At 68.3% G+C, this 24,800-nt stretch carries 25 protein-coding genes; 11 read left to right on the top strand and 14 right to left on the bottom strand.

Annotated elements, in window-relative coordinates:
- Positions 1 to 80: 80 nt before the first annotated feature.
- From L1Z78_RS02545 to L1Z78_RS02535, 3 genes are read right to left on the bottom strand one after another with little or no spacing between them, the layout of a single operon-like run.
- Positions 81 to 482 carry a roadblock/LC7 domain-containing protein gene (locus L1Z78_RS02545; RefSeq protein WP_234640003.1) on the bottom strand — a complete coding sequence of 134 codons (402 nt, stop codon included), beginning with the start codon at positions 480 to 482 and terminating at the stop codon, positions 81 to 83.
- Positions 479 to 1,042, bottom strand: a complete 564-nt coding sequence (locus tag L1Z78_RS02540) for a GTP-binding protein (protein WP_234640002.1) — start codon at positions 1,040 to 1,042, stop codon at positions 479 to 481. Before L1Z78_RS02540 ends, L1Z78_RS02545 begins: the two co-directional genes overlap by 4 nt.
- Complete coding sequence (locus L1Z78_RS02535) at positions 1,039 to 1,785, bottom strand: hypothetical protein (protein WP_234640001.1); 747 nt, start codon at positions 1,783 to 1,785, stop codon at positions 1,039 to 1,041. The genes L1Z78_RS02540 and L1Z78_RS02535 overlap by 4 nt, the downstream gene beginning before the upstream one ends.
- Positions 1,786 to 2,074: 289 nt before the next feature.
- Here L1Z78_RS02535 and L1Z78_RS02530 point away from each other — a divergent pair, with 289 nt between their 5' ends.
- The 4 genes from L1Z78_RS02530 to L1Z78_RS02515 all read left to right on the top strand — a co-directional run bounded on the left by L1Z78_RS02530 (position 2,075) and on the right by L1Z78_RS02515 (position 6,493).
- The gene (locus L1Z78_RS02530) at positions 2,075 to 4,141 is read left to right on the top strand and encodes an ATP-dependent helicase (protein ID WP_234640000.1); all 2,067 of its coding nucleotides are present in this window, start codon (positions 2,075 to 2,077) and stop codon (positions 4,139 to 4,141) included.
- A 22-nt stretch (positions 4,142 to 4,163) separates the two neighbouring features.
- Positions 4,164 to 4,664 carry a hypothetical protein gene (locus L1Z78_RS02525; RefSeq protein ID WP_234639999.1) on the top strand — a complete coding sequence of 167 codons (501 nt, stop codon included), beginning with the start codon at positions 4,164 to 4,166 and terminating at the stop codon, positions 4,662 to 4,664.
- A 28-nt stretch (positions 4,665 to 4,692) separates the two neighbouring features.
- Positions 4,693 to 5,913 (top strand): phospholipase A, encoded by a 1,221-nt coding sequence (locus tag L1Z78_RS02520; RefSeq protein WP_234639998.1) that lies wholly within the window; start codon positions 4,693 to 4,695, stop codon positions 5,911 to 5,913.
- Between the two features lie 166 nt (positions 5,914 to 6,079).
- Complete coding sequence (locus tag L1Z78_RS02515; RefSeq protein WP_234639997.1) at positions 6,080 to 6,493, top strand: hypothetical protein; 414 nt, start codon at positions 6,080 to 6,082, stop codon at positions 6,491 to 6,493.
- 21 nt (positions 6,494 to 6,514) lie between these two features.
- On the opposite strand, the gene L1Z78_RS02510 is transcribed toward L1Z78_RS02515, so the two are convergent.
- On the bottom strand, positions 6,515 to 6,979 hold the full coding sequence (locus tag L1Z78_RS02510; RefSeq protein ID WP_234639996.1) for a universal stress protein: 465 nt from the start codon (positions 6,977 to 6,979) through the stop codon (positions 6,515 to 6,517).
- A 140-nt stretch (positions 6,980 to 7,119) separates the two neighbouring features.
- Here L1Z78_RS02510 and tgt point away from each other — a divergent pair, with 140 nt between their 5' ends.
- Complete coding sequence (tgt, locus tag L1Z78_RS02505) at positions 7,120 to 8,292, top strand: tRNA guanosine(34) transglycosylase Tgt (protein ID WP_234639995.1); 1,173 nt, start codon at positions 7,120 to 7,122, stop codon at positions 8,290 to 8,292.
- Between the two features lie 19 nt (positions 8,293 to 8,311).
- On the opposite strand, the gene L1Z78_RS02500 is transcribed toward tgt, so the two are convergent.
- Positions 8,312 to 9,262, bottom strand: a complete 951-nt coding sequence (locus tag L1Z78_RS02500) for a LysR family transcriptional regulator (protein ID WP_234639994.1) — start codon at positions 9,260 to 9,262, stop codon at positions 8,312 to 8,314.
- Positions 9,263 to 9,375: 113 nt separating this feature from the next.
- On the opposite strand from L1Z78_RS02500, the gene L1Z78_RS02495 reads away from it, so the two are divergent.
- Positions 9,376 to 10,506: an aryl-sulfate sulfotransferase gene (locus L1Z78_RS02495; protein ID WP_234639993.1), complete on the top strand. Its 1,131-nt coding sequence runs from the start codon at positions 9,376 to 9,378 to the stop codon at positions 10,504 to 10,506.
- Complete coding sequence (locus tag L1Z78_RS02490) at positions 10,503 to 11,510, top strand: Bug family tripartite tricarboxylate transporter substrate binding protein (RefSeq protein WP_234639992.1); 1,008 nt, start codon at positions 10,503 to 10,505, stop codon at positions 11,508 to 11,510. The genes L1Z78_RS02495 and L1Z78_RS02490 overlap by 4 nt, the downstream gene beginning before the upstream one ends.
- Here the strand turns inward: L1Z78_RS02490 and L1Z78_RS02485 are convergent.
- The 7 genes from L1Z78_RS02485 to L1Z78_RS02455 form a co-directional block, all read right to left on the bottom strand.
- Positions 11,507 to 12,259 (bottom strand): hypothetical protein, encoded by a 753-nt coding sequence (locus L1Z78_RS02485; protein WP_234639991.1) that lies wholly within the window; start codon positions 12,257 to 12,259, stop codon positions 11,507 to 11,509. The genes L1Z78_RS02490 and L1Z78_RS02485 overlap by 4 nt on opposite strands.
- 57 nt (positions 12,260 to 12,316) lie before the next feature.
- Positions 12,317 to 13,513 (bottom strand): GGDEF domain-containing protein, encoded by a 1,197-nt coding sequence (locus L1Z78_RS02480; protein ID WP_234639990.1) that lies wholly within the window; start codon positions 13,511 to 13,513, stop codon positions 12,317 to 12,319.
- Between the two features lie 160 nt (positions 13,514 to 13,673).
- Positions 13,674 to 14,855 (bottom strand): GGDEF domain-containing protein, encoded by a 1,182-nt coding sequence (locus L1Z78_RS02475; RefSeq protein WP_234639989.1) that lies wholly within the window; start codon positions 14,853 to 14,855, stop codon positions 13,674 to 13,676.
- Positions 14,856 to 14,990: 135 nt separating this feature from the next.
- A complete protein-coding gene (locus L1Z78_RS02470; RefSeq protein ID WP_234639988.1) occupies positions 14,991 to 16,085 on the bottom strand; it encodes a zinc ribbon domain-containing protein in 1,095 nt (364 codons plus the stop codon).
- A gap of 62 nt (positions 16,086 to 16,147) precedes the next feature.
- Positions 16,148 to 16,948, bottom strand: coding sequence for a DUF2145 domain-containing protein (locus L1Z78_RS02465; protein WP_418921668.1), 801 nt, complete (start codon positions 16,946 to 16,948; stop codon positions 16,148 to 16,150).
- 17 nt (positions 16,949 to 16,965) lie between these two features.
- On the bottom strand, positions 16,966 to 17,436 hold the full coding sequence (locus L1Z78_RS02460; RefSeq protein ID WP_234639987.1) for a hypothetical protein: 471 nt from the start codon (positions 17,434 to 17,436) through the stop codon (positions 16,966 to 16,968).
- Between the two features lie 38 nt (positions 17,437 to 17,474).
- A complete protein-coding gene (locus tag L1Z78_RS02455) occupies positions 17,475 to 17,948 on the bottom strand; it encodes a YiaA/YiaB family inner membrane protein (protein ID WP_234639986.1) in 474 nt (157 codons plus the stop codon).
- A 295-nt stretch (positions 17,949 to 18,243) separates the two neighbouring features.
- Here L1Z78_RS02455 and L1Z78_RS02450 point away from each other — a divergent pair, with 295 nt between their 5' ends.
- The gene (locus L1Z78_RS02450; protein WP_234639985.1) at positions 18,244 to 19,416 is read left to right on the top strand and encodes a saccharopine dehydrogenase family protein; all 1,173 of its coding nucleotides are present in this window, start codon (positions 18,244 to 18,246) and stop codon (positions 19,414 to 19,416) included.
- On the opposite strand, the gene L1Z78_RS02445 is transcribed toward L1Z78_RS02450, so the two are convergent.
- Positions 19,413 to 21,365 carry an MFS transporter gene (locus tag L1Z78_RS02445; RefSeq protein ID WP_418921667.1) on the bottom strand — a complete coding sequence of 651 codons (1,953 nt, stop codon included), beginning with the start codon at positions 21,363 to 21,365 and terminating at the stop codon, positions 19,413 to 19,415. The two genes, L1Z78_RS02450 and L1Z78_RS02445, sit on opposite strands and share 4 nt — an antisense overlap.
- A gap of 11 nt (positions 21,366 to 21,376) precedes the next feature.
- Positions 21,377 to 22,180, bottom strand: coding sequence for a hypothetical protein (locus tag L1Z78_RS02440; protein ID WP_234639983.1), 804 nt, complete (start codon positions 22,178 to 22,180; stop codon positions 21,377 to 21,379).
- 115 nt (positions 22,181 to 22,295) lie between these two features.
- Between L1Z78_RS02440 and L1Z78_RS02435 the strand changes: the two genes are divergently transcribed.
- The 3 genes from L1Z78_RS02435 to L1Z78_RS02425 all read left to right on the top strand — a co-directional run bounded on the left by L1Z78_RS02435 (position 22,296) and on the right by L1Z78_RS02425 (position 24,772).
- On the top strand, positions 22,296 to 23,036 hold the full coding sequence (locus L1Z78_RS02435; RefSeq protein ID WP_234639982.1) for a helix-turn-helix domain-containing protein: 741 nt from the start codon (positions 22,296 to 22,298) through the stop codon (positions 23,034 to 23,036).
- A 182-nt stretch (positions 23,037 to 23,218) separates the two neighbouring features.
- Positions 23,219 to 23,608, top strand: coding sequence for a YXWGXW repeat-containing protein (locus L1Z78_RS02430; RefSeq protein ID WP_234639981.1), 390 nt, complete (start codon positions 23,219 to 23,221; stop codon positions 23,606 to 23,608).
- Positions 23,609 to 23,767: 159 nt separating this feature from the next.
- Positions 23,768 to 24,772: a Bug family tripartite tricarboxylate transporter substrate binding protein gene (locus L1Z78_RS02425; protein WP_234639980.1), complete on the top strand. Its 1,005-nt coding sequence runs from the start codon at positions 23,768 to 23,770 to the stop codon at positions 24,770 to 24,772.
- Positions 24,773 to 24,800: the final 28 nt, after the last annotated feature.

The following is a 24,800-nucleotide window of genomic DNA, read 5'->3' as shown; positions in this document are numbered from 1 at the left end:
CAAATTGCGAGGGCGGGCAGTGCGATGGGCCACCGCACCCGCGCCTCGGGGGAGAAAACACCTGGAAAAATATGCGCAAGTCAGCGACGCGCCAGATCGGCGGCCACCTCGCCCGCCGCCCACAACGCGCGGCCCAGCAGGGCGCTCTGGTCCATCACCATGCACAGGATGGCCGGCTGGCTGCCGCCCACGGCCTGGAACAGCACGGTGCCCAGTTCGGTCTCGAAGGTCAGCCGCCGGCAGGACTTGTGGCCTATCTCGGTGGCCACCGCCTTGGCCATGGCCATCAGCGAACCCGCCATGGCTGACAGGCGCTCCGTGGGCAGTTCGCTCTTGACCCGCAAGGCCGTGATCTCGAAACCGTCCAGCGTGCACAGCAAGGCGATGTGCACCCCGTCCAGGGGGGCGACCACGCGGTTGAGCACATCTCTGCCAGCTTCGATCACGGAGGAGGAAATCTGGGGAAGCGTCGGTGTCTTCATGCCTGACTTTGCAAGGAAAGCAAGGAAACGAGCACCCCCAGCGCATCCAGCAGTTGTTGCCGGTCGCGGGGGTCCGCCTGGATGACAGGCACTATACCGTGACCTTTGCCCGCCAAGGCGGTGCTGAAGGCTTCCATCTGTTGTGCGCTGGCGTCACGGCAGCTGAGGACCACGACCAGGGGCTCGGCCTCCAGGCCGGCGATCTCCTGCAGCCGCTGCGCGGCGTAGTCCAGCGCGGCAGCATCGTTCAGGTCCACCATCAGCAGCACGCCCACCGAGGCGGCAAGCACCCAGCGGCGCACGAAATCGAAGCGCTCCTGCCCGGGGCTGCCCACCAGTTGAAGCCGCTCACCCCCGCCCAGATCGATCTCTCCGAATTCGGCGCCCACCGTGGTGAACGCCTTGGAATGGGCCGCCTGGTCGAGGTTGGGGACATCGGAGGCCGCCATCAGCGCTCCGCACAGGCTGCGCAGCGCCGTGGTCTTGCCTATGCCCATGGGCCCCACCAGACTCACGCGCACCAGGCCGGCCGCGGGCCGCGCCTGCATCCACTGGCTCATGCAAGGCCTCCGCGCCGGATCCAGCCGGCCAGCCTCTGCACCCATTGGCGCGGCAGGCCCGCCGCCGTGGCGGGCACCGACGCACGGCCGCGCTGCGCTGCGGCAGCATCGTCCTCGCGCGCTGGCCGCAGGCTGCACTCCAGCAGGCCCTGCAGGCGGGGGTGGCGCAGCAACTCGGCCACGGCGGCCGGCTCCATTCCGCTGTGCTCGCACAACGTGGCCACATCCATGGGACCACGACACAGCATGGCCAGCGCCCTCAGGCATTCGGAGCTGTTCCATGGCGCGGGCAGCGCCACCCAGGCCTTGAGCTGGAAACGGTAACGGCAGTCCTCGCCCTGCTGGCGCACGAGGTCCAGAGCGCGCTCCAGGGCCTGCGAGGATGCCAGCTGCTGGCGGACCTTCCAATCCATCAGGAACACGGCCGCCCTGTCCAGCATGTCGATCAGGTCGGACAGCGTGAAGTCCAGGTCCAGGTAGGTGGCCAGCCGCTGCTGTGTGCGCTCCAGATGCTGGCCCTGGGGAACGCCGCCCACATAGACCACGCAGGGCATCCACACGGCGGCCTCGGGCACGGGCAGGCTGCCATCGACGACCAGCACCTGGGCGCTGACCAGGGGAACCTGCCGCCAGCCGCGCAGCGACTTGCGCGACGCCACGGCGAACAAGGCCTCGAAACGCTGCTTGAGCGAGGGGGACCACAACTCGGCAGCCAGGCCGATCTCGTCCATTGTGCGAGTCATCTTCACCACCTCACCGGATAGGGAAACGGGGTATAGGCAAAAAATATTCATCCACCGCAATTCATTGGCGGATGCTAATATTTTCGATAGTTTTTACACATTGCTCACAAGAACAATGTGAATTTTTCTACCCCTGATGGTATTTGCCGACATCCGCGTGCCCTGCCGCGCCACGGGGATTTGTCGCCAATTTCCCAGGGGGCTTACACCTGGCTCGGTGGCCTGACACCCCGAAGCGGTATGCTCCCGCTTCCCTCACTTTCACGGTTCTCCCCGCGCAGTCGCTCCCATGTCCGCAGGACTCAATCTGGCCCAGCTCCAGGCCGTCCACTACACCGAAGGCCCCTGCCTGGTCCTGGCCGGCGCGGGCTCGGGCAAGACGCGCGTGATCACGCACAAGATCGGGCGGCTGATCGAGACGGGCATGGCCCCGCGCCGCATCGCGGCCATCACCTTCACGAACAAGGCCGCCGCCGAAATGCGTGAGCGCGCCGCCGGCCTCATCGGCCGCCAGGCCAAAGACGTGCTGGTGTGCACCTTCCACGCGCTGGGCGTTCGCATGGTGCGCGAGGACGGCCATGTGCTGGGCCTCAAGCCCCAGTTCAGCATCCTGGATGCCGACGACGTGACCGGCATCCTCAAGGACTGCTCGGGCGGCACCACCGACCTGGCCACCGCCCGCCAGTGGCAGTGGACCATCAGCAACTGGAAGAACGCCGGCTGGGACAGCCGCAAGGCGCTGGCCATGGCCCAGGACGACAACGAGCGCAGCACGGCGCTGATCATGCAGCGCTACGAGGAGCGCCTGACGGCCTACCAGAGCGTGGACTTCGACGACCTGATCGGCATGCCCATGCGCCTGCTCAGAAACCATGCCGAGGTGCGCGAGAAATGGCAGCGCCTGCTGGGCCATGTGCTGGTGGACGAGTACCAGGACACCAATGCCACGCAGTACGAGCTGCTCAAGCTGCTGGTGGGCAGCCGCGCCCACTTCACGGCCGTGGGCGACGACGACCAGAGCATCTACGGCTGGCGCGGCGCCACGCTGGACAACCTCAAGAAGCTGCCCGTGGAGTTCCCGCAGCTCAAGGTCATCAAGCTGGAGCAGAACTATCGCTCCACCTCGGCCATCCTGCGCGCGGCCAACAACGTGATCCAGCCCAACCCCAAGCTCTATCCCAAGACGCTGTTCTCCGAGCTGGGCGAGGGCGAGCCAGTGCGCATCGTGGACTGCGACACCGAGGAGCACGAGGCCGAGCGTGCCGTGGCACGCATCCAGAGCCTGCGCGCGGCCAGCAACCCGCCGCCGGACTGGAAGGACTTCGCCATCCTCTACCGCGCCAACCACCAGGCCAAGCCCTTCGAGAAGGCCTTGCGCAAGGCCAGCATTCCCTACAAGGTCTCGGGCGGCACCAGCTTCTTCGACCGCGCCGAGATCAAGGACCTGTGCGCTTGGTTCCGGCTGTGGATCAACAACGACGACGACCCGGCCTTCCTGCGTGCCATCGGCACGCCCAGGCGCGGCATAGGCCACACCACGCTGGGCAAGCTCGGGGAGTTCTCGTCCCAGCACAAGCTCAGCATGTTCGGCGCCCTGTTCTCCCACATGCTGGAAGCGGCCCTGCCCAGGAAGGCCCACGACAGCCTGCTGGAATTCGGCCGCTACATCAACGACCTCGAATACCGCGCGCGCCACACGCTGGGCGCCGAGCAGTCTCGCGGCTTCATGCTCGACTGGCTCAAGGAGATAGGCTACGAGCAGTACCTCTACGATAGCGAGGACAGCGAATCCGTGGCCGCCGCGCGCTGGAGCAACGTGCTGGAGTTCTGCGACTGGATGGCCCAGCGCGCGGGAGGCCAGATCGAGGATGCGGCGGGCACGACCACGCACACCGAGGTCAAGAGCCTGCTCGAGGTGGCACGCAACATCGCCCTGCTGTCCACCATCAGCGAGCGCGAAAAGGAGCAGGACATGGTCATCCTGTCCACGCTGCATGCCTCCAAGGGCCTGGAATGGCCGCATGTGATGCTGGTCGGCGTGACCGAGGGCATGCTGCCCTTCAAGCTCGACGACGACGATGGCCGCCAGCAAAAGGTCAGCGACGAGACGGCCCAGCGTCTGCAGGAAGAGCGCCGCCTCATGTACGTGGGCATCACGCGCGCCCGGCGATCGCTGGCCGTGAGCTGGACCAAGCGCCGCAAGAAGGGGCGCGAGATGGTCGCCACCCTGCCCAGCCGCTTCATCAAGGAAATGGGCCTGGACGCCGCCACCTCGCGCGAAGACCCGCGCGAGAAGCTGCGCCAGCTGCGCGCCGAATTCGCGCGCAAGGCCCAGCAGCCGACACCAGCCGACTGAACCACGAGACCACCTCCACACCATGCGCCTGCACCGCACTGCCTGCACCCTGGCCCTCATGGCCGCATCCACCTTCCTGCTGCCCGGCGCACATGCCGAACAGCCCGCCGCCCGCATTCCCGGCAAACCCGTTGAACAGCCGCCCGCCAAGGCCACGGAGAAAGCCGCCGACAAGGCGGCCTGCCCCTTGAACGCCGACATGAGCGATGCCCAGTTGCTCGGCGAATGGACAGGCTCCGTCGAGGGCCTGCCCCAGGCCGTGCGCCTGCGGCTGGACACCCACCCCAGGTGGAAAGGCTCGGTCAAGGGCACGATCGAGCGCGCGGGCGCCAGCCGCCCCATGGTCGGCGATGTCGCCGACGGCGAGGTGACGCTGGAGGAAAGCGCCGATGGCCAGCGCATCACCGCCACCTGGCTGGGCGACGTGGTCGAGGGCAGTTGTGCCCGCGAGATACGCGGTGACTACATCGAGGGCGAGGATGCTCCGCGCCGTCCCTTCGTGCTGCGCAAGGTCAGCCCCTGAGAACACGGCCCAACACAGGAAACCATCCATGAAGAACGTCACGCACCTGGATCGCCGCAAGCGCCTGCCCGGCGCCCCTGCCCCCTCGCAATGGGCCCTGGCCCTGGGCCTGTGCGCCGCACCCTGGCTAGGCGCACAGGCGCAGACCGCGCCCCGCCCCCTGCCCGAGGACGCCTGGCGCCAGTGCGCCGCCACCACGGACAACCAGTCCCGCCTGGCCTGCTTCGACGCCTGGGCACAGCAGCAGCAACCGCTGACCGCGCCGCCGGCCACCGGCTGGAGTGCTCCGGCCGCCAGCGCTGCAGCCGATCCTGGCGCCCTGCCCACGCCCGCCCCCGTGGTGACAGCCGACAGCGGCCAGGGCCTGGCGCTGCCCACCACCCCCACCAACGGCGGCTGCCGCGACCCGCGCTACAGCGAACTGTCGCGCTACTTCGAGCTGGAACCGGGCAGCGACTGCGGCACCTTCAGCTTCCGCGGCTATCGGCCCATGTCCGTGTCCGTGGTGACGGCCGACCATGTCAACCGGCAGCCCACCACGCCCGGCAAGGACCCTGCGCAGCCGCAGCCCTACAAGACCGAGGAAATGCGCGTGCAGCTGTCGGTGCGCACCAAGGTCGCCCAGGGCCTGCTGACCGGCAGCACCTCGGCGGGCAAGGACTCGCTGTGGGTCGGCTACACCCAGCAGTCGTACTGGCAGCTGTTCAGCCCCGCCATCTCGCGGCCCTTCCGCAACACGGACCACGAGCCCGAGATCTTCTACGTCTACCCCACCGATGCCCGGTTGCCCTTCGGCTGGCGCTGGCGCTACAGCGGCGTGGGCCTGGCGCACCAGTCCAACGGCCAGAGCGATCCGCTGTCGCGCAGCTGGAACCGCTGGTATCTGATGACCGGCTTCGAGCTGGACAACCGGTGGCAGCTGCACGCCAAGGCCTGGCAGCGCATCCGCGAAAGCGCCGAGCATGACGACAACCCGCGCATCCAGGACTACATAGGCCGGGGCGAAGTGAAGCTGGGCTGGAACGTCAATGCGCAGAACTACCTGGGCTTCACGGCACGCGGCTCCCTGGGCCAGGGACGCGGCTCCGGCCGCATCGAATGGCTGCGCACGCTAGGCGAAGGATGGAACGGTGGCAAGAGCAATTTGCGCCTGCATGTCCAGCTTTTCAGCGGATACGGTGACAGCCTGATCGATTACAACTACAAGCGCACCGTGCTCAGCGTGGGCTTCAGCCTTCTGGACTTCTAGCAGGCCCGCCCTCGCGGGCACGCTTTGCCGCTTGCCCTTCGCCGGGAAGCCCCGCCCCGCTGGCTGCATTGCCAGTGGCGGGGGCCATGCGTCAGAATGCGCCGATGCCCCGGGCCTATCCAGGCAGGCCCGGAAACCGCCCCAGAACGAACCCCGGAGGTCCGCCATGGATTTGCAATACCAGCTCAAGTCCGGCAGCTACTGCCTGTACGACATGCGCGAGACGCCCAGTGCCATCACGGGCGAGCGCCGCTGCCGGCTCAGGACCGAGCTGGTGGCCATCGCCTTCGACCTGGTCACGGGACAGGTCCACGAGCATGGCTCGCCCACCCGCATCCATGCATGGGCGCTGTGCACGCGGCGGCGCCTGCGCGCAGCCGGCGACTGGGAGCAGGCCGACAGCATCGTCGTGGTCTCGGGCCCGTTGCCCGTGGACGAGATCAACAAGTGCCTGGGCATACGCGGCTACTGCCGCCGCATGTTCCAGCGCCTGTCCAGCCTGCCGCACGGCAAGATGCAACACCCTGCCCATGGCGCCTACGCCGGCCGGCACCAGGGGCAGCAGCGGCGGGCCGCCTGAAGGCATCGGCACCTTTCCTGCTCATTCCAGATCCGGCTCCTCGTCCTCGTCGCGGGGCTCCGCATGCTTGACGATGGTCACGGGCAGCGGGCTGTTGCGCGCCACCTCCCGCGAGACCGAGCCGATCAGCACCCGCCGCAGCCCGCCCTGGCCCAGGGCGCCGATGATGATCTGCTCGCAGCCCGTACTGTCGGCGATGTCGGCCAGCACCGCCGCGGGCTCGCCCAGGCCGATCTCCACCTCATGGGAAATGCCCGCCGCCTGCACCAGGGCGACGGCCGAAGCCACCAGATGCGTGCCGGCTTCCACGCTGGCGGCGGCGATCATGTCGGAGTCCTGCGTTGCCAGCTCGAACAGCGAGGCCTCCTGCTGCACATGGGCCAGCACGAAATGGGCCTGCAAGCCCTGGCGCACCAGGGAAATCGCGTGGCGCACGGCGTCGAGCGAGGGCTCGGAGCCATCGACGGCAATCATGATCTTCAGCATGTGGACCTCCTTGTTCTGATGAGAATGGCGAATCACGTTGCATCGCAGTGTAGACCCCGGCAGGCCATGCCGGACGGACGTCGGGGGCAGCCGCGGCGCGTCCGACACGCGGATGCGCCCATCTGGGACAATGGAGGGCTATGCTGCAATTCGACCTGCTCAAGACCGATCCCTCCAGCCACGCGCGCCGCGGCCAGCTCACGCTCAACCACGGCGTGGTGCAGACTCCCATCTTCATGCCGGTGGGCACCTATGGCACCGTCAAGGGCGTGATGCCGCGCAGCCTGCAGGAAATGGGCGCGCAGATCATCCTGGGCAACACCTTCCACCTGTGGATGCGCCCGGGGCTGGACATCATGCAGAGCTTCGGCGGCCTGCACGGCTTCGAGAAGTGGGACAAGCCCATCCTCACCGACTCGGGCGGATTCCAGGTCTGGAGCCTGGGCGCCATGCGCAAGATCACCGAGGAAGGCGTGCACTTCGCCAGCCCCGTCAACGGCGACAAGCTGTTCATGTCGCCCGAGGTCAGCATGCAGATCCAGACGATCCTGAACTCGGACATCGTCATGCAGCTCGACGAATGCACGCCCTACGAGACCAACGGCCACAAGACCACCGAGGCCGAGGCTCGCAAGAGCATGGAGATGAGCCGCCGCTGGGCCAGGCGCTCGCGCGACGAGTTCGAGCGCCTGGGCAACCCCAACGCGCTGTTCGGCATCGTGCAGGGCGGCATGTACGAGAACCTGCGCGAGGAATCGCTGCAGGCCCTGGTCGAGATGGACTTCCCCGGCTATGCCGTGGGCGGCGTCTCGGTGGGCGAGCCCAAGGACGAGATGCTGGCCATCATGGCCCACACGCCCCACCGCCTGCCGGCCCACAAGCCGCGCTACCTGATGGGCGTGGGCACGCCCGAGGACCTGGTGCAGGGCGTGGCCGATGGCGTGGACATGTTCGACTGCGTGATGCCCACGCGCAATGCGCGCAACGGCACCATCTTCACGCGCTATGGCGATCTGAAGATCCGCAATGCACGCCACAAGACCGACCACCAGCCGCTGGACCCCAGCTGTACCTGCCACGCCTGCGCCGGCGCCAGCGGCGTGAGCTGGGAGCAAGGCGGGCGCGACGGCTTCTCCCGCGCCTACCTGCACCATCTGGACCGCTGCGGCGAGATGCTGGGCCCCATGCTCACCACCATCCACAACCTGCACTACTACCTGAACCTGATGCAGGAAGTGCGCAACGCGCTGGAGGCAGGCAGCTTCGGCGAGTTCCGGGCACGGTTCAAGGCGGACCGCGCGCGCGGCGTCTGACGCAGGTGCCGGCCCGCTCTCAGGTTGCCAGGTCCTTGAGCGACCAGGACACGCCGGTCTCGAAGCCGGCCCGCATATCGTCGGCCATGCGTTCCAGTTCATCGAGGAACAGACGCATGGCCGCCGCCTTGGCGTAGCCGGTTCGCTGGTACAGGCAGCTGGGCAGCTGCGCGCCCGCATCGTGCAGTGCGCGCCAGACCAGTCGGCCGGCCGCCACATCCTCGGCCACGTTGTCGGGCACCAGAAACCCCAGGGCCATGCTGCCGGCCACCAGGCGCCGCACCATGGGCACGGAACTGGTCTCCACCAGCGGCCGCTGCGCATGCAGGGCCGCGCTGTCGATGTTCTCCAGCATGCTGCGCAGCTCCATGCCGGGCGCCATCATGATCAAGGGATAGTCCCCGCAGTCGCGCAGCCGCAGCAGGCGCGGCCGCGTGCTCAGCGGGTGCCCGGGCGCCATCACCGCGCCCAGCGGCTGGGGCCAGGCCCGCACCTCCTGCACGCCGGGCGGCGGCGGCCGGCGCAGGCAATAGGCCACATCGATCTCGCCCTGGGCCACGCCACGCAGCAATTCCTCGCCCGTGCCCGAGCGCACGCTGAAGGTGATGCCCGGATAGCGCGCATGCAGGCTGGCGATGACCATGGGCAGCAGGTACTCGGCCGTGGCATGCGACACGCCCACGCGCACATGGCCCCGGCGCAGGGCGCGCAGGTCCTCGACCTGGGCCAGTGCATTGTCGAAGTCGCGCTGGCTGCGCCGCACGGCGGCCAGCATGAGCTCGCCCGCCGTCGTCAGCTGCATGCCGCGCGGCAGGCGGTCGAACAGCGGCACGCCGACCTGGGCCTCCAGGTTGAGGATCTGCTGGTTCACGGCCGCCGCCGTCAGGTGCAAGGTGACCGCCGCCTTGCGCACCGAACCGCGGCGCGCCACTTCATCGAAACAGCGAAAGGCCTGTGAGATTGCCGGCATGGGCGCGAGTGTAAATTTTTTTCTTACGCCTCATCCAAAACAAACAGCTATTCCTGACGCTGGCAACTGCCTAGAGTGGCGTGCATTCCCCGTACCGCTTTGAAAGCAAGCCCATGGCCAGCACCGTAGACCAAGTCACCCAGCGCCGCCGAGGCGTCGGCCTCATCGCCCATGACCCGACCCTGTCGGCCGGCGGATACACCCTGATCGCGCCACAGACGGCCGACGGCCGTGTCTATCTGATCGATACCGAGGGCCGCGTGGCCCACGAATGGAAGCTGCCCGTGCGCGCAGGCCGCCATGCCGTGATCCTGCCCAACGGCAACCTGGGCTACAACGGCAACCATCCGCGCTCGCCCGACCGCTATGCGCCCTGGTCCATGTGGCATGGCGGAGATTTCTACGAGGTCACGCCCGATGGCGAGATCGTCTGGCGCCACGAGGACCCGGACCACCACCACGACGCCCAGTGGCTGCCCGACGGCCACCTGCTGTATGCCGCCTGCGCACCTGCCCCCGAAGGCTTTGCCCGCCGCGTGCCCGGAGGGACCGCCCACAGCCCCGACGAAGTCATGTACGGCGACGTGATCCGGGAAGTGGACCGCGCCGGCCGCCTGATCTGGGAGTGGAAGGCCTGGGAGCACCTGGACCCGGAGGCATTTCCCATCCATCCCGGCTTCGGCCGCTACCACTGGCCCCTGGTCAACGGCCTGGGCGTCATGGCCGACGGCAGCGTGCTCATGAGCCTGCGCACCACCTCCGGCATCATCGGCGTGGACCGGGCCAGCGGCGCGGTGACGCTGCACATCCCGCCTTCGGTGGTCTCGCACCAGCATGCGCCCGTGCCCCTGGCCAACGGCCATATCCTGGCCTTCGACAACGGCAACTTCCGCGAGGGCGCCCATGTGGCCTTCTCGCGCGTGGTGGAGATCGACCCGGTTGACCACCGCATCGCCTGGAGCTACCAGGACGAAATGGTCAACGCCTTCTACACGGCCTTCATGGGCAATGCCCAGCGGCTGTGGAACGGCAATACCCACATCACGGAATCGGCCACGGGCCGGCTGTTCGAGGTCACACCCGCGGGCGAGGTGGTCTGGGAGTACATCCTGCCCTGGTTCGCCGAGTACCCTGATGCCGCCGCGCGCCGCACCGGGCCTGGACGGCTCAACAGCGTGTTCCAGACCTGGCGCTACCCGTCCGGGCAACTGCCCTGGCTGCATGCATCGCGGAGGAGCGCATGAGCCTGCGACGCCGGCAACTGGCCCCCCTGGCTGCCTGGATGCTGGGTACGCCTCTGCTGCCCCCATCCGCCCGGGCCTCCACGGCAGCACCCGATGCCTGGCCCGCCCAGCCGCTGACGGTGGTCGTTCCCTTCTCGCCGGGCGGCAGCGTGGATGTGGCAGCGCGCCTGGTCATGCCACTACTGGCCGAGCGGCTGGGCCAGCCCGTGGTCATCGAGAACACCGTGGGCGCCTCGGGCACCATCGCCACACAGCGCGTCATCAAGGCCCGTCCCGACGGCCACACCCTGCTGTTCGGCGTGGCCAGCTGCGTGCTCATCGCCCCGCTGGTGTCCCCGCAGCGCTTTCGCTATGACGGCCTGCGGGAGCTGCTGCCCGTGGCCCCCGTCGCCGCATCGGCCTTCGTGCTGGCAGGCCGCCCCGACCTGCCGGCCACATCGGCGAAAGAGCTGATCCGGCTGTCGCGCCAGCAAGCCGGCCAGTTGACCATCGGCACCGATGGCGTGGGCACCAGCCTGCATTTGGCCGCTGAAATGCTCCAGCAGCAGGCAGGACTTGCGTGGACGCACGTGCCCTACAAGTCGGGCCCGCAGGTGCTGACCGAACTGGCGGGAAGCCAGATCGACCTGGCCCTGCTGCCCGTGGCCCTGGCACAGTCCTTCGTGCGCGAAGGCAAGGTCCGGGGCCTGGGCGTGACCTCGCGACGGCGTGCCGCCACCCTGCCACGCACGCCCAGCCTCTCGGAGACACCCCCCTGGCAGACCTACGAAGTCGAGGCCTGGCAAGGCCTGCTGTTGCCTGCCCGCACCGATGCACGCATCGCCGGGCGCCTGGCGCGCGAGGTCGCCGCCGTACTGGCCGATCCCGCCCTGGTGCGCAAGCTCGCGGAGGCCGGCTTCCAGCCCATGGCCATGGCGCAGGACCGGTTCATCGCCCATCTGGAGCACGAAAGGCAACTGCTGGAGCAGGCCGTGCGGGCCGCCCAGATCCGCAGCGACGGCTAGAGCGTGTCACGCGCCAAGGCCTGCGGCGCATCGTCCGGCCTGCCGAATACCAGGCAGGCCATCTGCACCAGCGTCCTGCCATCTCCCCAGGGAGATGGTCCATGCGCCATCGCGGGCTGCGGACGCAGCCTGAAGACCCCCTGGGAGCCGCGGCCCTGGCCCTGCATCTGGAAGTTCGCGCCCTCCAGGCAGCAGCCCACCCGCAGGCCGGGCGCCGGCTCATGGGTGATGGTGCGCAGCCCGGACATGGCATGCAGCAGCGCATCGGGCTCGGGCATCACCGTCTGCACGATGCTGCCATCGACATGCTCGACCTGGATGGAGCGGCCTGCCAGCCCCTGGCCCGGATAGAGGATTTCCAGCCCGGCCCCGGCGCTACCGCCGCGCCCGATACCTCCACGCGTGCAAGCCCATGCGGCCAGGTTCAGGCCGTGGGCGGTGCCCAGGATGCGCACCCGCCAGGCCAGGCTGCGCCCCTCGCAGACCGAAACCGCATCGCAGAAGACCTCGAAGCGGCCCACCTCCTGGCGGACATCGATGTCACCCGGCTCGGCCATGCACTTCTCGCCCTCTCCGTCCCGCACCACGAAAGCCAGGGAACGCAGGATCTCGATGCCCCCGTAGCGGACATGGCGCAGGCCACCGCCCGCCAGTTCCGCACGCAACGGCCCTGCCTGCAAGGGCCGCGGCGCGGACAAGTCCCGAGCAAGGCCCGCCATGCCGGCCCCATGGGCCGGTCCATCGGTCATTTCAGCTATCTGATGATTCATGTGCATCCCCCATCGTCCTGAGCATGGTGGTGGATGCTATGGAGGTTCCAGGCGTTTGAATAACGATGTTTTCTGGCCAATCTCGTGATTTGAACTGACAGATCGGCCTGCAGACCCTGTCAGGCCGGACTTCCCCCCCGGGGGCGGTTCGGGCATGGTGCAGTTGCGCCCCGCTGCCTTGCCACGGTACAGCGCGGCATCGGCTCGTGCGATCGTGGTCTCCACCGACTCTCCCGCCCGGTACCGGGCCAGGCCCAGCGTGCAGGTGACCTGCGCCCCCTTGCCCAGGGTCTGCTCCCACGGCGCCTGTGCAATGCATCGACGCAAGCGCTCCAGCAGCTCGCCGGCGCGGTCCAGATCGGTGTCCGGTAGCACCATCAGGAACTCCTCCCCGCCATAGCGGCCGATGCCGTCGCTGGCACGCAGCTGCGAAGTCAGCAGCGTTCCGAAGGCACGCAGCACCCGGTCGCCGCCCTCGTGGCCGTAACGGTCATTGATCTGCTTGAAATGATCGATGTCCAGCAAGGCCACGCACAGCGACAAGCCGCCCTGCTGCGCCGCGCTGCACGCTTCGTGCAGCCGCTCCATCACGCCGCGGCGGTTGCTGACACCCGTCAGCTCGTCATGGCGCAGCAGGGCCTGGATCTGTGCCAGGGCCGTGGCCAGCTTGTCGTTGGCCACCCCCAGCCGGTACTGCATGCTGCGAAAGAAGGTGGCCTGCACGCTGCAACGCACCACGGAGCCCAGCACCACGCCGATGGCCAGCACCTGGCCCGCCGGTGCGTCGGTGGTCATTCGCATCTGTGGCCCCCTCCAGCAGATGATGGAACCCACGGCGACGAGCGTGGCTATCCAGGTCAGCCAGAAACTGGTGCGGCTGCGCGCGAGAAAGCCGTCGGCACTGAAGGCGATCAGCATCACCATGGCCTGGAACGCCAGTGCCGGAGCCGCTATCACCAGGCCCAGCACCCCGATGATGGACACCAGCTGGTGCGTGAGGAACATGCCGGGATCGCGCCGCGTATGGCACCAGTCGCTGGCATAGGCCCAGGTGATGAAGCCCATGCCCATCGCCACCCACAGGCCATAGCACAGCACCGCGGGCCAGGGCGCGTACCCGGCCCAGGCATGGCCCACGAACAGCGAAAAGGCATAGGCGTGGCTGACCAGCACGGACACATGCAGCTGCCAGGTCCGTCGCTTCCAGCGCTGCAGCTGCTGCGCTTCGTCCACCAGGGACGAAGCCGGCCTGGGGCCCCACAGGAGACGGTCCGGGAAATTCCGGGAAATGGAGGAAAGCACGGGCATGCGATGAAGCGCGGCGGGCCGGCGGCCCCGATGGGCGCCCATTGTGACCGCATCCGGGAAATCCCGTAGATCCGGTCTGCCAAGCCTAGGAGGTACGCGGCGGCCGGACATCCTCGGCCACCACGATCTGGTTGCGTCCGCTGGCCCGGCCGTGCATCAGCGCCATCTCAGCGCGCTGCACCAGCCGCTCGGAGGTTTCCCCCGCCTGGAACTCCGCCACGGCCAGGGTCAGTGTCAGCGGATCCCTGTCGGGGTCCGGCACGGGAGCCTCGCTCCAGTGCTGCTGCCGAACGCCTTCACGTACCCGCTGCAGGGCCCAGACGGCCTGGACCGATGCGGTATCGGGCATCACCAGCATGAAGGTATCGTCTCGGTAGCGACCTACGCCATCCACGGCACGCAGATGGGTGACCAGCAGGCCGCTGAGCATGAGCAGCACCCGGTCCTGCAGCGAAGGCCCCTTGGGCGGCCGGTGCGCGCCGGCGCGCTCCACCCAGGGGTCCAGTTCCAGCAGGACCACGCAGAACGGCTCCGGCTTGCGTGCATGGCGCTCGCGCAGTCCGTCCACAGCGTCCATGAGCCGCGAGAAGTTGGCCACGCCCGTCAGCGTGTCGCGCCCCGTGGGCAATTGCAGCGTGCTCACGCGCGCCTGCAACTGCTGCACGTCCTCGGCCAGTTGGCCGCAGTAGCTGGACAGCTGGGCCAGTTCCCGTCCATAGTGGCGCTGCATGCGGTGCAGCGCCTGCCACAGGGCCAGGGCATGCACCGCCAGCGGCAGCATCACGCTGACCATCCACAAGATGCGTGCGGCCACCGAGCCCGGAGCCATCTGCGGCATGGGCCTGGCCACGACCACGGCGCAGAGGATGGCGAGCATGGCGCACAGCAATACCACCTGCGCGGCGGGAAGGTGCAGTGCCTGCTCGCGCTCCCCATCCCAGGGCAGCCAGGCAATGGCCGCCAGCCACATGAGGGCGGATGCCCAGGCCAGGGAAGGCTGCCAGGCGGCCAGCAGCAGGGCCGTCGTGGCCTGGATCCAGCCATGGCCGCGCAGCACGCCGGTCAATGGCAGCCGGACCACATGGCAGCGGACGATCCAGGACAACCCGGCCAGCGCCGACAGTCCCGCATAGGCCGCCCAGGCCTTCCACGAGGCAGGGCCGAAGGCCACATGGCAGGCCAGCAGGGCCGCGCCAGCGGCCCAGGCCAGCAGGGGAGGAACATGCGCAGCCGCCGTGGATGGCGGTGGGGCGGGCTGCGCCGACATGTGTGTTGCGATCTCCGGCATCTGGCGTGACATGGCTTCCTCGCTGAAGACGGGTCTGCGCCCCGGCCGAGCGCGCATGCCATGGTGTACCACAATCCCGCGCCGCTTCAATGGCCTTTGCAGGCCTGCGCCGCCTCAACCCGGTGCCGGCCGGGCAACCTGTTGCGCAGGCTGTACTCCGCGCGTGGCAGAGTCGCCACCCGCCTGCGCGCCGCAGCTGTGGCAAAAGCGCACGAACGCGCTCTTGCGGGTCCCGCAGCCGCCACACCGGTCGAACAGGCCGATGCCGCAATGGGGGCAGAAATCGATGGAGCCATCCTTCAGGTCCACGGGACGCTCGCAGCCCGGGCACACGCCCTTGGCCAGCCGTGCCAGCGCCACGTCATAGCCCAGCTCCTGGCGTCGCTGTGTCTCGGGCAGTGACTCCTGCTGCCTTTGCCGCTCCAGGTAGCGGTTCAGCCCCAGGATGGCTGCGCGCCCCAGCAGCACCGTCACCACGATGCCGACGATGTAGCGCACATAGCCGCCATAGTCGGGCAGGTAGGGGACCAGCTCCACGAAGAAGGCGAACAGCGCAAAGAAGATGAACCCCCAGACGAAGGGCCACCATGTGCTCTTGCGCTGCCTGGCGAACAACCAGCCGGCCACCAGCAGCAGCGGCAGGGTCAGCGCCAGCCGGTACAGGAAGACGCGCAGCTCGATGGCCCGCATCTCCTTGCGCCATGCCTCGCCGGCACCGTCGCGCAGCCCATCCCACTGCCGGTTCGCCGCATCCAGGCGCTGGCGGGCCCGCAGGCTGGCATCCTGCAATTGCTCCACGGATGCGCGTGCCGTGTTCTCCTCCTGCTTGATGGCATCCAGGACCTGGGTGCGCGACAGCAGTTCCGTATCCTGTTCCGGCCGGGCGGTAGCGCGGCGCGTGGCCACCCAGTTGTCGAAGGTCTCGCGCGCCGAGCGGTAGCGCGCCTGCGTGGCCTGGTACTTCAGGCGGGCGTTCTCCAGCGCCGTCTCCGCCTTGTCATGGTCCGCATCGGCGGCCTTGATCTCGGCCTTCACGGGCTCGGCCGCGCCAGGCGCGATGAAGTCCTCCACCGTGCGCGGCGACTCGACCTGGGGCAGGTCGCCCACCACCAGGCCGCCCAGGCCGATCAGAAAGGACGCGAACACCACCGCCACCAGCCACAGGCCGCGGCGGAACCATTTTTCGGGCAGACGCAAGGCCTTGCTCATGGGATGACTCCTGTTTCAATGCCCTGCGGCACCCCCGGGGCCGCAGGTGGTTTCGCGGGGGCTCAGGGCAGCTTGCGCACCGGGCCGGCGAGCTGGCTGCGCTGCAGCCACTGGGTCACCGACTCCACGGTCACGGTCTCTATGCGGCTGGCATAGCGTTTATCGTTGGGATGGTCGTCGAAGGCGATGTTGGCCGCCGTCACGCGCCCTCCCAGCCGGCTCAGCGCACGGATGACCAGCACGCCGGGCTCATAGCCCTTGAACTGCAGCCAGGCCTGGGCCTGCTCGCGCCGCTGCACCGTGGCCGGCTCCATGGCGGCGGCCAGGGTCTCGGTCGCCCACTGGTTGGACTGCTGGTAGCGCTGGCCCCAGGCGTAGCTGACCATGCTGTAGGGCTCGTGCTGCAATCGCAGCACGGTCTGCGGCTGGGTCAGGAAGGTCCACAGCGCCTGCTGCACGGCAGGCGTGGGCACCTGGATGCCGGCCTCATGGCGCCACAGGTCATCGAGAAAGAACTCGCCCAGGCCCTGGCGGTAGACATGGCCGCCGGCCGTGCCGCACTCGTTGAGCTTGTGCGCCACGCGCCAGGGGCCCTCGGGTGTCCTGTACGCCCAGCCATAGTGCGAGTAGTAGAGGTCGTACTTGCTCAGGTCCTGGCCCACGCGCGCCAGCAGCACGACACGGGTGCCGTTCTTCGCGTACTCGGCATCCAGCGCCTGCGACGTGCGCTGGGCCAGGTCCAGACCCTGCTGCAGGGACTGGGGCGTGAGGGGCTTGTCCTCGCAGCTGCGGCCCGCATGGGCCGTGCCCAGCGCGGCGGCCAGCAGCAGGCCCAGGCAGACAGGGCGGGCGGAGGGGGTCATCGGTCGCATGGCGGGCATCACAGTCGTTCGTTGTGCAGCAGGGCCTTGCCCATCTCGTTCGGGATGAAGGCCAGGACCTTGCCGGCGGCCGAGAGGATGGTGCCCGCGCCAATCACGCTGCAGGCCACCACCGTGCCCACGGCATAGGCCGATGCGGACGCGCCACGCCCCACCACCTCCACGCTGGCCTGGGCACCGTCGGAGGCGCGTTCCAGCAGATAGACCGTGCCCGTGGCCGAGGCCTGCACGGCCTTCACGGTCAGCACCGCGCCCCCCACCGACAGCGCCGCGGGCACGGCCACCACGGCGCCGGCGGCCGTCGATGCCACCGAAGCCGTGCCCACCACGGAGGCCACGGGCAGCATGGACAGCGCGACCGAGGCCTCGCTGTGGGCATGGGCCGGTGCCGCGGCCAGGGCGGCGCACAGCGCGCCGGCGGCCAGCAGGGCACGCGGCAGGCGGGCGAAAACGGACGGATCGATCATCATTGCCTGGACTCCTGGAAATTCGGGGAAAGCCGTGGTCATCACTCGGCGTCGACCGGCTGCGAGACTTCGCGGCGGCCCTGCATGCGGGCCTGGGACAGATCGGCCTCGTGGCGGTCGCGCAGCATCTTGGCCAGCGTGAAGGCGGTGGTGATCAGATACAGCCAGCTCACGCCCAGGAAGGCCTTGTAGGTCACGTTGATGTCCATGCTCAGCAGGCCCCAGCCCGTCAGCGCCATGGACACGGCAAAGCCGCCCCAGACCACCAGTTTCCACAGGGGGGTGTCGCCGGCCGCGCGGCGGCTGCCCTCGCTGTCACGCACGAACTTGGCCAGCACGAAGGCGGCCGAGAGGCAGAACACATAGCCCATCACCATGAAGGCCCGCTCCAGCTGCTCGCCCGGCAGCCAGGCCAGGCCGACGGCGCACAGGAAGACCGCGATGCCGAACGAAATCCAGACCTGGAGCTGCCAGGCACGGGTATCACGCTGAACGACGATGGGAGAAGAGGACATTTGCCGAGGCGCCCCTCAAGGGCATTGGTTGAACACGGAACGCATGGTGCCCAGACGTAACTTGCGTGTCTGCATTGAACAGTAACAGTGGCTGCTCGCAGGACATCAAGTATCAAAGTACGATACTTTTCAAGTTTCGAAGCGTTGTTTACAGCCCACCAGTGCGTTCTGATGCCACCCTGCCGGTCCGGCGCCTCGGCGACAGCGTGCGGACGAGAGGCCCCGGAAAATGCCGCCAACCGTGCTGCGACACGGCCTCCTGCCCACTTTTGCGGCCAGAACAGCGGAGACCTCCATGACCAAACCCTTTGACCTCGTCGTCCACGGCGCCACCGGCTTCACGGGCCGGCTGGTGGTCGAATACCTGCTCAGGCGCTACCCGGCAGGCAGCGGCCTGCGCTGGGCCATGGGTGGGCGCAATGCCGGCAAGCTCGCCGCCGTGCGCGACGAGCTGGGCGCGCCGGCCGATACCCCGCTGGTCGTCACCGACACCGCCAACCCCGCCAGCCTGCAGGCGCTGATGGACCAGACCCGCCTGGTGCTGACCACGGTGGGGCCCTACCAGCTGTACGGCAACGCGCTGGTGGCCGCCTGCGCCCGGACCGGCGTGGACTATGTGGACCTGTGCGGCGAGCCCGCCTGGATGCGCCGGATGATCGACGCCCATGAAGCCGAGGCCCGGGCCAGCGGCGCTCGCATCGTGTTCTCCTGCGGCTTCGACTCCATTCCGTTCGACCTGGGCGTGTTCATGCTGCAAGGCGAGATGAAGGCCCGCTTCGGCCATCCGGCCAGCCGCGTGCGCGGCCGGGTGCGCAAGATGAAGGGGACGTTCTCCGGCGGAACGGCCGCAAGCCTCAAGGCCACCATGGCCGCCGCCGCCTCCGATCCCGGCGTGCTGGAGCTGCTGCGCAATCCTTTCTCGCTGACGCCTGGCTTCGAGGGCCCGCGCCAGCCCTCGGGCAACAAGCCCATGGTGGATGAAGCCCTGGGCCTGTGGGTCGCGCCCTTCGTGATGGCGGCGATCAATACGCGCAATGTGCACCGCTCCAACCTCCTGCTGGGCCATGCCTATGGCGCCGACTTTGTGTACGACGAAATGATGGTGACCGGCGCCGGCGAGAAGGGCGAGGCCCTGGCCAACGCCGTGGCGGCCGACAGGTCGCTGGGCTCGGACAGCGGCCCCAGGCCGGGCGAAGGCCCCTCGCGCGAGGAGCGCGAGTCCGGCTTCTACGACGTGCTGTTCCTGGGCACGGATGCGGCCGGCAACAGCCTGCGCGTGGGCGTCAGGGGCGACCGCGATCCGGGCTATGGGTCGACCTCGAAGATGATCACCGAGGCCGCCGTCTGCCTGCTCCAGGATGCTACCGACACCCCCGGCGGCATCTGGACCACCGCGCCGGCCATGGGCGACGCGCTGATCGCACGGCTCAAGGCCAGCGCCGGCCTGAGTTTCACTGTCGAGGATTAGGCCGCCAGCAGCCGCATCACGCGCTCGCGCAGCAGTGCGGGCTGCACCTCGGACTGGGCCATGGGCTGGCCCACGTTCAGTCCCACGCGGTTGAACATGCCGCGCCGGAAGGGCCGTACCATGGCGCCGCCCTGCTCGATGCGGCTGAAGTACGACCCCCAGAGGTTGGTCAGCGCCATGGGGATCACGGGGACCTGCAGGCCCTCGGCCTGGGCGCGCTCGACGATCTTCATGATGCCGCCCCGGAACTCCTGCAGCTGCCCGTCGCGCGTGATGCCGCCCTCCGGGAAGATGGCCAGCAGATCCCCTTCGCGCAGCACCTGGGCGGCGCGCTCGAACGCGGCCTCGTAGGTGGCCGCATCCTCCTTCTGGGGCGCCACGGGAATCGCCTTGGCCAGGCGGAACAGCCAGCCCAGCACCGGCACGCGGAAAATGCGGTGGTCCATCAGGAAATAGATGGGCCGGGGACTGGCGGCCATGAGCAGCACCGCGTCGACGAAGCTCACATGATTGCAGGCCAGGATGGCCGCACCCGTGGCCGGAATATGCTCGTCGCCCCGGACCTTGAAGCGGTAGACGAAGCGCGAGGCCACCCAGGCCACGAAGCGCAACAGGTACTCGGGCACCAGCAGGAAGATGTAGGCCGCCACGACGGCATTGGCGATGCCGGTGATCAGGAACACCTGGGGGATGCTGAAGCCCGCCGCGAGCAAGGCGCCGGCCAGCACGCTGGAGGCGATCATGAACAGGGCATTGAGGATATTGTTGGCCGCGATGATGCGTGCGCGGTGCGTGGGCAGGCTGCGCATCTGGATCAGCGCGTACATGGGCACGCTGTAGATGCCTGCCGACATGGCCAGCAGCCCCAGGTCGGCCATCACGCGCCAGTGCGCGGGCCTGGCGAAGAAGGCGCCCACGCCCATCAGCTCGGAAGGCGGCAAAGCCCGTGCGGCGAAGAACAGGTCCACGGCGAACACGCTCATGCCGATGGCGCCCAGCGGCACCAGGCCAATCTCCACATGGCGGCGGCTGAACACCTCGCACAGCAGCGAACCGATGCCGATGCCCACGGAGAACACCACCAGCAGCAGCGAGGCCACATGCTCGTCCCCGTGCAGCACCTCCTTGGCGAAACTGGGGAACTGGGCCAGGAACACGGCGCCGAAGAACCACATCCAGCTGATGCCCAGCAGCGAGCGGAACACCACGGGCTGCCCGTGGGCCAGGCGCAGATTGCGCCAGGTCTCGGTGAACGGGTTCCAGTTGATGACCAGGTGCGGATCGGTGGCCGGCGCGTTGGGAATGAACTGCGCGCACAGGCGCCCGATCACCGCCAGCGCCAGGCAGGCCACGGCCACCTGCAGATGGCCGACCTGGGGCACGGCCACCAGCAGGCCGCCGGCCACATTGCCCAGCAAGATGGCGACGAAGGTGCCCATCTCCACCATGCCGTTGCCGCCCGTCAGCTCGCGTTCGTCGAGGACCTGGGGCAGGTAGGCGAACTTCACGGGACCGAACAGCGTGGAATGCACGCCCATCAGGAACACACAGCCCAGCAGCACCGGCACCTGGGCCTGCACGAAGCCCCAGGCCGCCAGCGCCATGATGGCGATCTCCAGGTTCTTGACGAGGCGGAACATGCGCGTCTTGTCCCACTTGTCCGTCAACTGCCCCGAGGTCGCCGAAAACAGCAGGAAGGGCAGGATGAACAGCGCCCCGATCGCCAGGCCCGCCAGCGAGGGCGGCAGCCAGGAGACGCTGAGCTGGTAGGTCACCATCACGGTGAGCGCGAACTTGAACAGGTTGTCGTTGGCCGCGCCCGAGAACTGGGTCCAGAAGAACGGCGCGAAGCGCCGCTGGCCCAGCAGGGCGAACTGGTTGGGATGCTCTTGCGCGGCCGATGCCATCGTCTCTTTCGCAGACGCTCTGCCGGTCTCTTGCTGGTACATCTTGTCTTCCCTCAACGTTTGGAGGCGCCGCGCAGGCGGGCATCGGCGCACATTGTGCCTTCAGCGGCCGACCGCAGCGCGGCCACCACGGGCCAGGCCGCGGCGGCAGCCAGCACATGCTTGAGGCTGTGGCCGGAGACCAGGCCGGCCGTGGCCTCGAAGACCGCCGCGTCACCCCACTCCAGCACTTTGGCCGCCGCATACCAGGCGATCACCGCGCCCAGCCGCAACGCCAGCGCGCCATGGCGTGGCGCCACGCAAGCCAGGCCCAGAATGGCCAGCATGCCGCCGCCCTGCACCAGCGCCCAGGGCAGCAGGTTGCCGCCGTACAGCCACACCAGCACAGAGGCCACGGCTGCGGCCAACATGGCCGCTGCGGCGCGCAGGGCCACGCGGTCGGCGATGCGCGATTGCAGCGCCAGCCCCAGCATGCCCGCGAAGGCCATGGACATGCCCAGCCGGTCGCCGGCCAGCGTGGCATCGCCGGGCACCCAGTGGTAGATGGACGAGCCGATGGCCGAGCAGGCCAGGCCCGTGAAGAACAGCGCCGCCAGCCAGCGCAGGGCGGGCGCCAGCCCCTGGCTGCCCGCGCCCAGGAGCAGGCGCGCCCCGGCCACGGCCGCCCAGGCGAAGCCCAGGTTGCTGAGCACGTCCAGCGCATGGGGCAGCGGCCCCCAGGCACGCTGGTCGGCAAAACCGTGGAAGTCCTGCGGCTGCGGCACGCTGGGACCGAACAGCGCGACCAGCAACAGCAGGGCGGCTCCCCAGTGCAATGCGCGCAAGGCGGTGGCGGGTGAGATCAAGGCGGTTGGCATGGGCTGCTCCTGGTGGAAAGTTGGAGCGCAGTGTGACGAGCCACCCACCCTCCAAGCATCGTTTTTCTGCACCCGATGCACCCCGCAGCACTTCTGGTATCGATAATCGCTACCCATGAGCACCACCGCCGATCTCGTCATCGCCCTCAAGAAGGAACTCAAGGCTGCCCAGATGACCTATGCCGACCTGGCGCGAGCCCTGGGCATGGCCGAGTCCAGCGTCAAGCGCATGCTGGCCAAGGGCGACATGCCGCTGTCGCGCATCGATGCCATCTGCCGCGCGCTGAGCCTGGACTTCGCCGACCTGGCACGCCGCGTGGCCGACAGCCAGCCCCTGCTGCAGGAGATGACGCCCGAGCAGGAAAACGCCGTGGTCGCCGACCGCAAGCTGCTGCTCATGGCCATCTGCGTGCTGAGCCAGTGGACGCTGGAGCAGATCGTCGCCACCTACCGCCTGACCGAGGCCGAAGGCATCCGCTACCTGGCCCAGCTCGACCGCATCGGCATCATCGAGCTGCGCCCCGGCAACCGCTACCGGCTGCGCCTGGCCAAGACCTTCCGCTGGCGCGCCCGCGGCCCGGTGATGGAATACTTCCGCGAGAACGCCGTGCTCGACTACTTCGGTGGCGGATTCGATCAGCCCGGCGAAGGCATGCTCATGGTCCACGGCACCATTGCGCGCCACCTGGCGCCCAGCTTCGTGGAGCGCATACAGCGGCTGGCACACGATTTCTCGCAGCAGCATCTCATGGACCAGCGCCTGCCACCGCAGCAGCGCGAAGGCTATACGCTGGTGCTGGCCATGCGCAGCTGGGAGTTCTCGGCCTTCACGGCATTGCGCAGAGGCACGGCCTGACGCTGGCTCCGGCTGGCGGCCGGTTGCATGTGCAGCGCCTGGCAACAGGGCTTCACCAAGGCGATACACAAGATTGCAAGACTTCGCGCCCCGGCAACCCGGGGTTGACGCGGCCCCTGCACCATGCAGTCATGGATGCCTTGCAGGTGTCCTGACAGAAGCAACGCAGACAAGGAGCCGCCATGATTTCCCTTCGCACACCGCTGATTGCCGCCACCCTGGTCCTGGCCGGCTGGACCGGGGCCGCACAGGCCCAGGCCAGCGTCACCTATGCGGCACCGGGCGCCGCCGTCTCCGTGCAGTTCGGCGCACCGCCGCCCATGCGCTACGAGGCCGTGCCGGCACCGCGCCGTGGCTATGTCTGGACCCCGGGCTACTGGCGTCCCCAGGGCCACCGCCACGCCTGGGTCGCCGGCCACTGGGTCAAGGCCCGGCCCGGCTATGTCTATCGCCAGCCCGTGTGGGCGCAACACGGCGGCCGCTGGGACTACGCGCCGGGACGCTGGGACCGCGACCGCGACGGCGTGCCCAACCGCTACGACCGCCGTCCGAACAACCCCCACCGCCACTGATCCGCCACCATGCGAATTCGAGCCCGCCCCATCGGCGGGCTTTTTGCTGCTGGCCAGGCACATGTCCCCACTGGCTTCATACCAACATATGCATATGAAAGTGAATCATTAAGTTCTCACGAAAATAAAGGAATTGATTCACCGGATTCCCTGCATACCATGCGCCCCTCGCTCTTTCGCTCCTGGATTCCCGCCGCCGCCGCGGCCCTGGCCGTCTTCGGCGCCGCCCCTGCCGGCGCCGCCGAGCATGGCGCCTGGCCGCACCAGCCCGTGACCATGATCCTGGGCTTTCCCGCAGGCTCGGGCGTGGACGTGATCGCGCGCGGCGTGCAGGAGCCGCTGTCCCAGCGCCTGGGCCAGCCCGTCATCATCGACTACAAGTCCGGCGCGGCCGGCAACATCGCCAGCGAGATCGTGGCACGCGCCAGACCCGACGGCTACACCCTGGCCTTCGGCACGGCAGCCACGCACGGCAGCAATGCCGCGCTCTACAAGAAGCTGCCCTTCGACGTGGAGTCCGACTTCGTGCCCGTGGCGCCGCTGATCGACGTGTCCAACGTGCTGACCATCAACCCCAACGTGATCAACGTCAGGAACCTCAAGGAGTTCGTGGACGAGATCAAGGCCAACCCCGGCAAGTACAACTACGCCTCCACGGGCAACGGCGCGGGCACGCACATGGCCTTTGCCGAGTTCAATGCGCGCCTGGGCCTGAACATGGTCCACGTGCCCTACAAGGGCGGCCCCGAGGCCATCACCTCGGTGCTGCGCGGCGAGACCTGCTGCATCATGAACCAGGTCCAGACCGTGCTGCCCCACTACAAGAGCGGCAAGGTGCGCCTGCTGGGCGTGACCACGGCCAAGCCCGTGGAAGTCATCAAGGAAGTGCCGACCATCGCCTCCAGCGGCCTGCCCGGCACCAAGGGTTTCGACAGCTCGATCTGGTTCGGCATCTTCGCGCCCAAGGGCACGGACCCGGCCATCGTCGCCCGACTCAGCCAGGCCGTGCGCGAGGTGCTGGAACTGCCCGAGGTGCGTGCGCGCTTCGAATCCCAGGGCAATGCCATCCGCATCGAAACGCCCGAGCAGTTCAGGAAAACCGTGCACAGCGACCGCCTGAAGTGGGCACAGGTGGTCAAAGACGCGAAAATCAGCATCGATTGATGCCCCGCGCGTCCGTCGGCATGCTCCT

The sequence above is a fragment of the Delftia tsuruhatensis genome (assembly GCF_903815225.1).
Lineage (GTDB): Bacteria > Pseudomonadota > Gammaproteobacteria > Burkholderiales > Burkholderiaceae_C > Comamonas > Comamonas tsuruhatensis_A.
This window is presented reverse-complemented; position numbering and strand designations above follow the sequence as displayed.

Excerpts from the sequence above, each read along its gene's own strand:
- L1Z78_RS02485 (WP_234639991.1), bottom strand. The coding sequence starts at position 12,259 with ATGACCGATGGACCGGCCCATGGGGCCGGCATGGCGGGCCTTGCTCGG.
- L1Z78_RS02490 (WP_234639992.1), top strand. The coding sequence starts at position 10,503 with ATGAGCCTGCGACGCCGGCAACTGGCCCCCCTGGCTGCCTGGATGCTG.
- L1Z78_RS02465 (WP_418921668.1), bottom strand. The coding sequence starts at position 16,948 with ATGACCCCCTCCGCCCGCCCTGTCTGCCTGGGCCTGCTGCTGGCCGCC.
- L1Z78_RS02475 (WP_234639989.1), bottom strand. The coding sequence starts at position 14,855 with ATGTCGGCGCAGCCCGCCCCACCGCCATCCACGGCGGCTGCGCATGTT.
- L1Z78_RS02545 (WP_234640003.1), bottom strand. The coding sequence starts at position 482 with ATGAAGACACCGACGCTTCCCCAGATTTCCTCCTCCGTGATCGAAGCT.
- L1Z78_RS02470 (WP_234639988.1), bottom strand. The coding sequence starts at position 16,085 with ATGAGCAAGGCCTTGCGTCTGCCCGAAAAATGGTTCCGCCGCGGCCTG.
- L1Z78_RS02530 (WP_234640000.1), top strand. The coding sequence starts at position 2,075 with ATGTCCGCAGGACTCAATCTGGCCCAGCTCCAGGCCGTCCACTACACC.
- tgt (WP_234639995.1), top strand. The coding sequence starts at position 7,120 with ATGCTGCAATTCGACCTGCTCAAGACCGATCCCTCCAGCCACGCGCGC.
- L1Z78_RS02430 (WP_234639981.1), top strand. The coding sequence starts at position 23,219 with ATGATTTCCCTTCGCACACCGCTGATTGCCGCCACCCTGGTCCTGGCC.
- L1Z78_RS02540 (WP_234640002.1), bottom strand. The coding sequence starts at position 1,042 with ATGAGCCAGTGGATGCAGGCGCGGCCCGCGGCCGGCCTGGTGCGCGTG.
- L1Z78_RS02515 (WP_234639997.1), top strand. The coding sequence starts at position 6,080 with ATGGATTTGCAATACCAGCTCAAGTCCGGCAGCTACTGCCTGTACGAC.
- L1Z78_RS02510 (WP_234639996.1), bottom strand. The coding sequence starts at position 6,979 with ATGCTGAAGATCATGATTGCCGTCGATGGCTCCGAGCCCTCGCTCGAC.
- L1Z78_RS02455 (WP_234639986.1), bottom strand. The coding sequence starts at position 17,948 with ATGTCCTCTTCTCCCATCGTCGTTCAGCGTGATACCCGTGCCTGGCAG.
- L1Z78_RS02445 (WP_418921667.1), bottom strand. The coding sequence starts at position 21,365 with ATGTACCAGCAAGAGACCGGCAGAGCGTCTGCGAAAGAGACGATGGCA.
- L1Z78_RS02520 (WP_234639998.1), top strand. The coding sequence starts at position 4,693 with ATGAAGAACGTCACGCACCTGGATCGCCGCAAGCGCCTGCCCGGCGCC.
- L1Z78_RS02435 (WP_234639982.1), top strand. The coding sequence starts at position 22,296 with ATGAGCACCACCGCCGATCTCGTCATCGCCCTCAAGAAGGAACTCAAG.
- L1Z78_RS02460 (WP_234639987.1), bottom strand. The coding sequence starts at position 17,436 with ATGATGATCGATCCGTCCGTTTTCGCCCGCCTGCCGCGTGCCCTGCTG.
- L1Z78_RS02525 (WP_234639999.1), top strand. The coding sequence starts at position 4,164 with ATGCGCCTGCACCGCACTGCCTGCACCCTGGCCCTCATGGCCGCATCC.
- L1Z78_RS02450 (WP_234639985.1), top strand. The coding sequence starts at position 18,244 with ATGACCAAACCCTTTGACCTCGTCGTCCACGGCGCCACCGGCTTCACG.
- L1Z78_RS02425 (WP_234639980.1), top strand. The coding sequence starts at position 23,768 with ATGCGCCCCTCGCTCTTTCGCTCCTGGATTCCCGCCGCCGCCGCGGCC.
- L1Z78_RS02440 (WP_234639983.1), bottom strand. The coding sequence starts at position 22,180 with ATGCCAACCGCCTTGATCTCACCCGCCACCGCCTTGCGCGCATTGCAC.
- L1Z78_RS02535 (WP_234640001.1), bottom strand. The coding sequence starts at position 1,785 with ATGACTCGCACAATGGACGAGATCGGCCTGGCTGCCGAGTTGTGGTCC.
- L1Z78_RS02495 (WP_234639993.1), top strand. The coding sequence starts at position 9,376 with ATGGCCAGCACCGTAGACCAAGTCACCCAGCGCCGCCGAGGCGTCGGC.
- L1Z78_RS02500 (WP_234639994.1), bottom strand. The coding sequence starts at position 9,262 with ATGCCGGCAATCTCACAGGCCTTTCGCTGTTTCGATGAAGTGGCGCGC.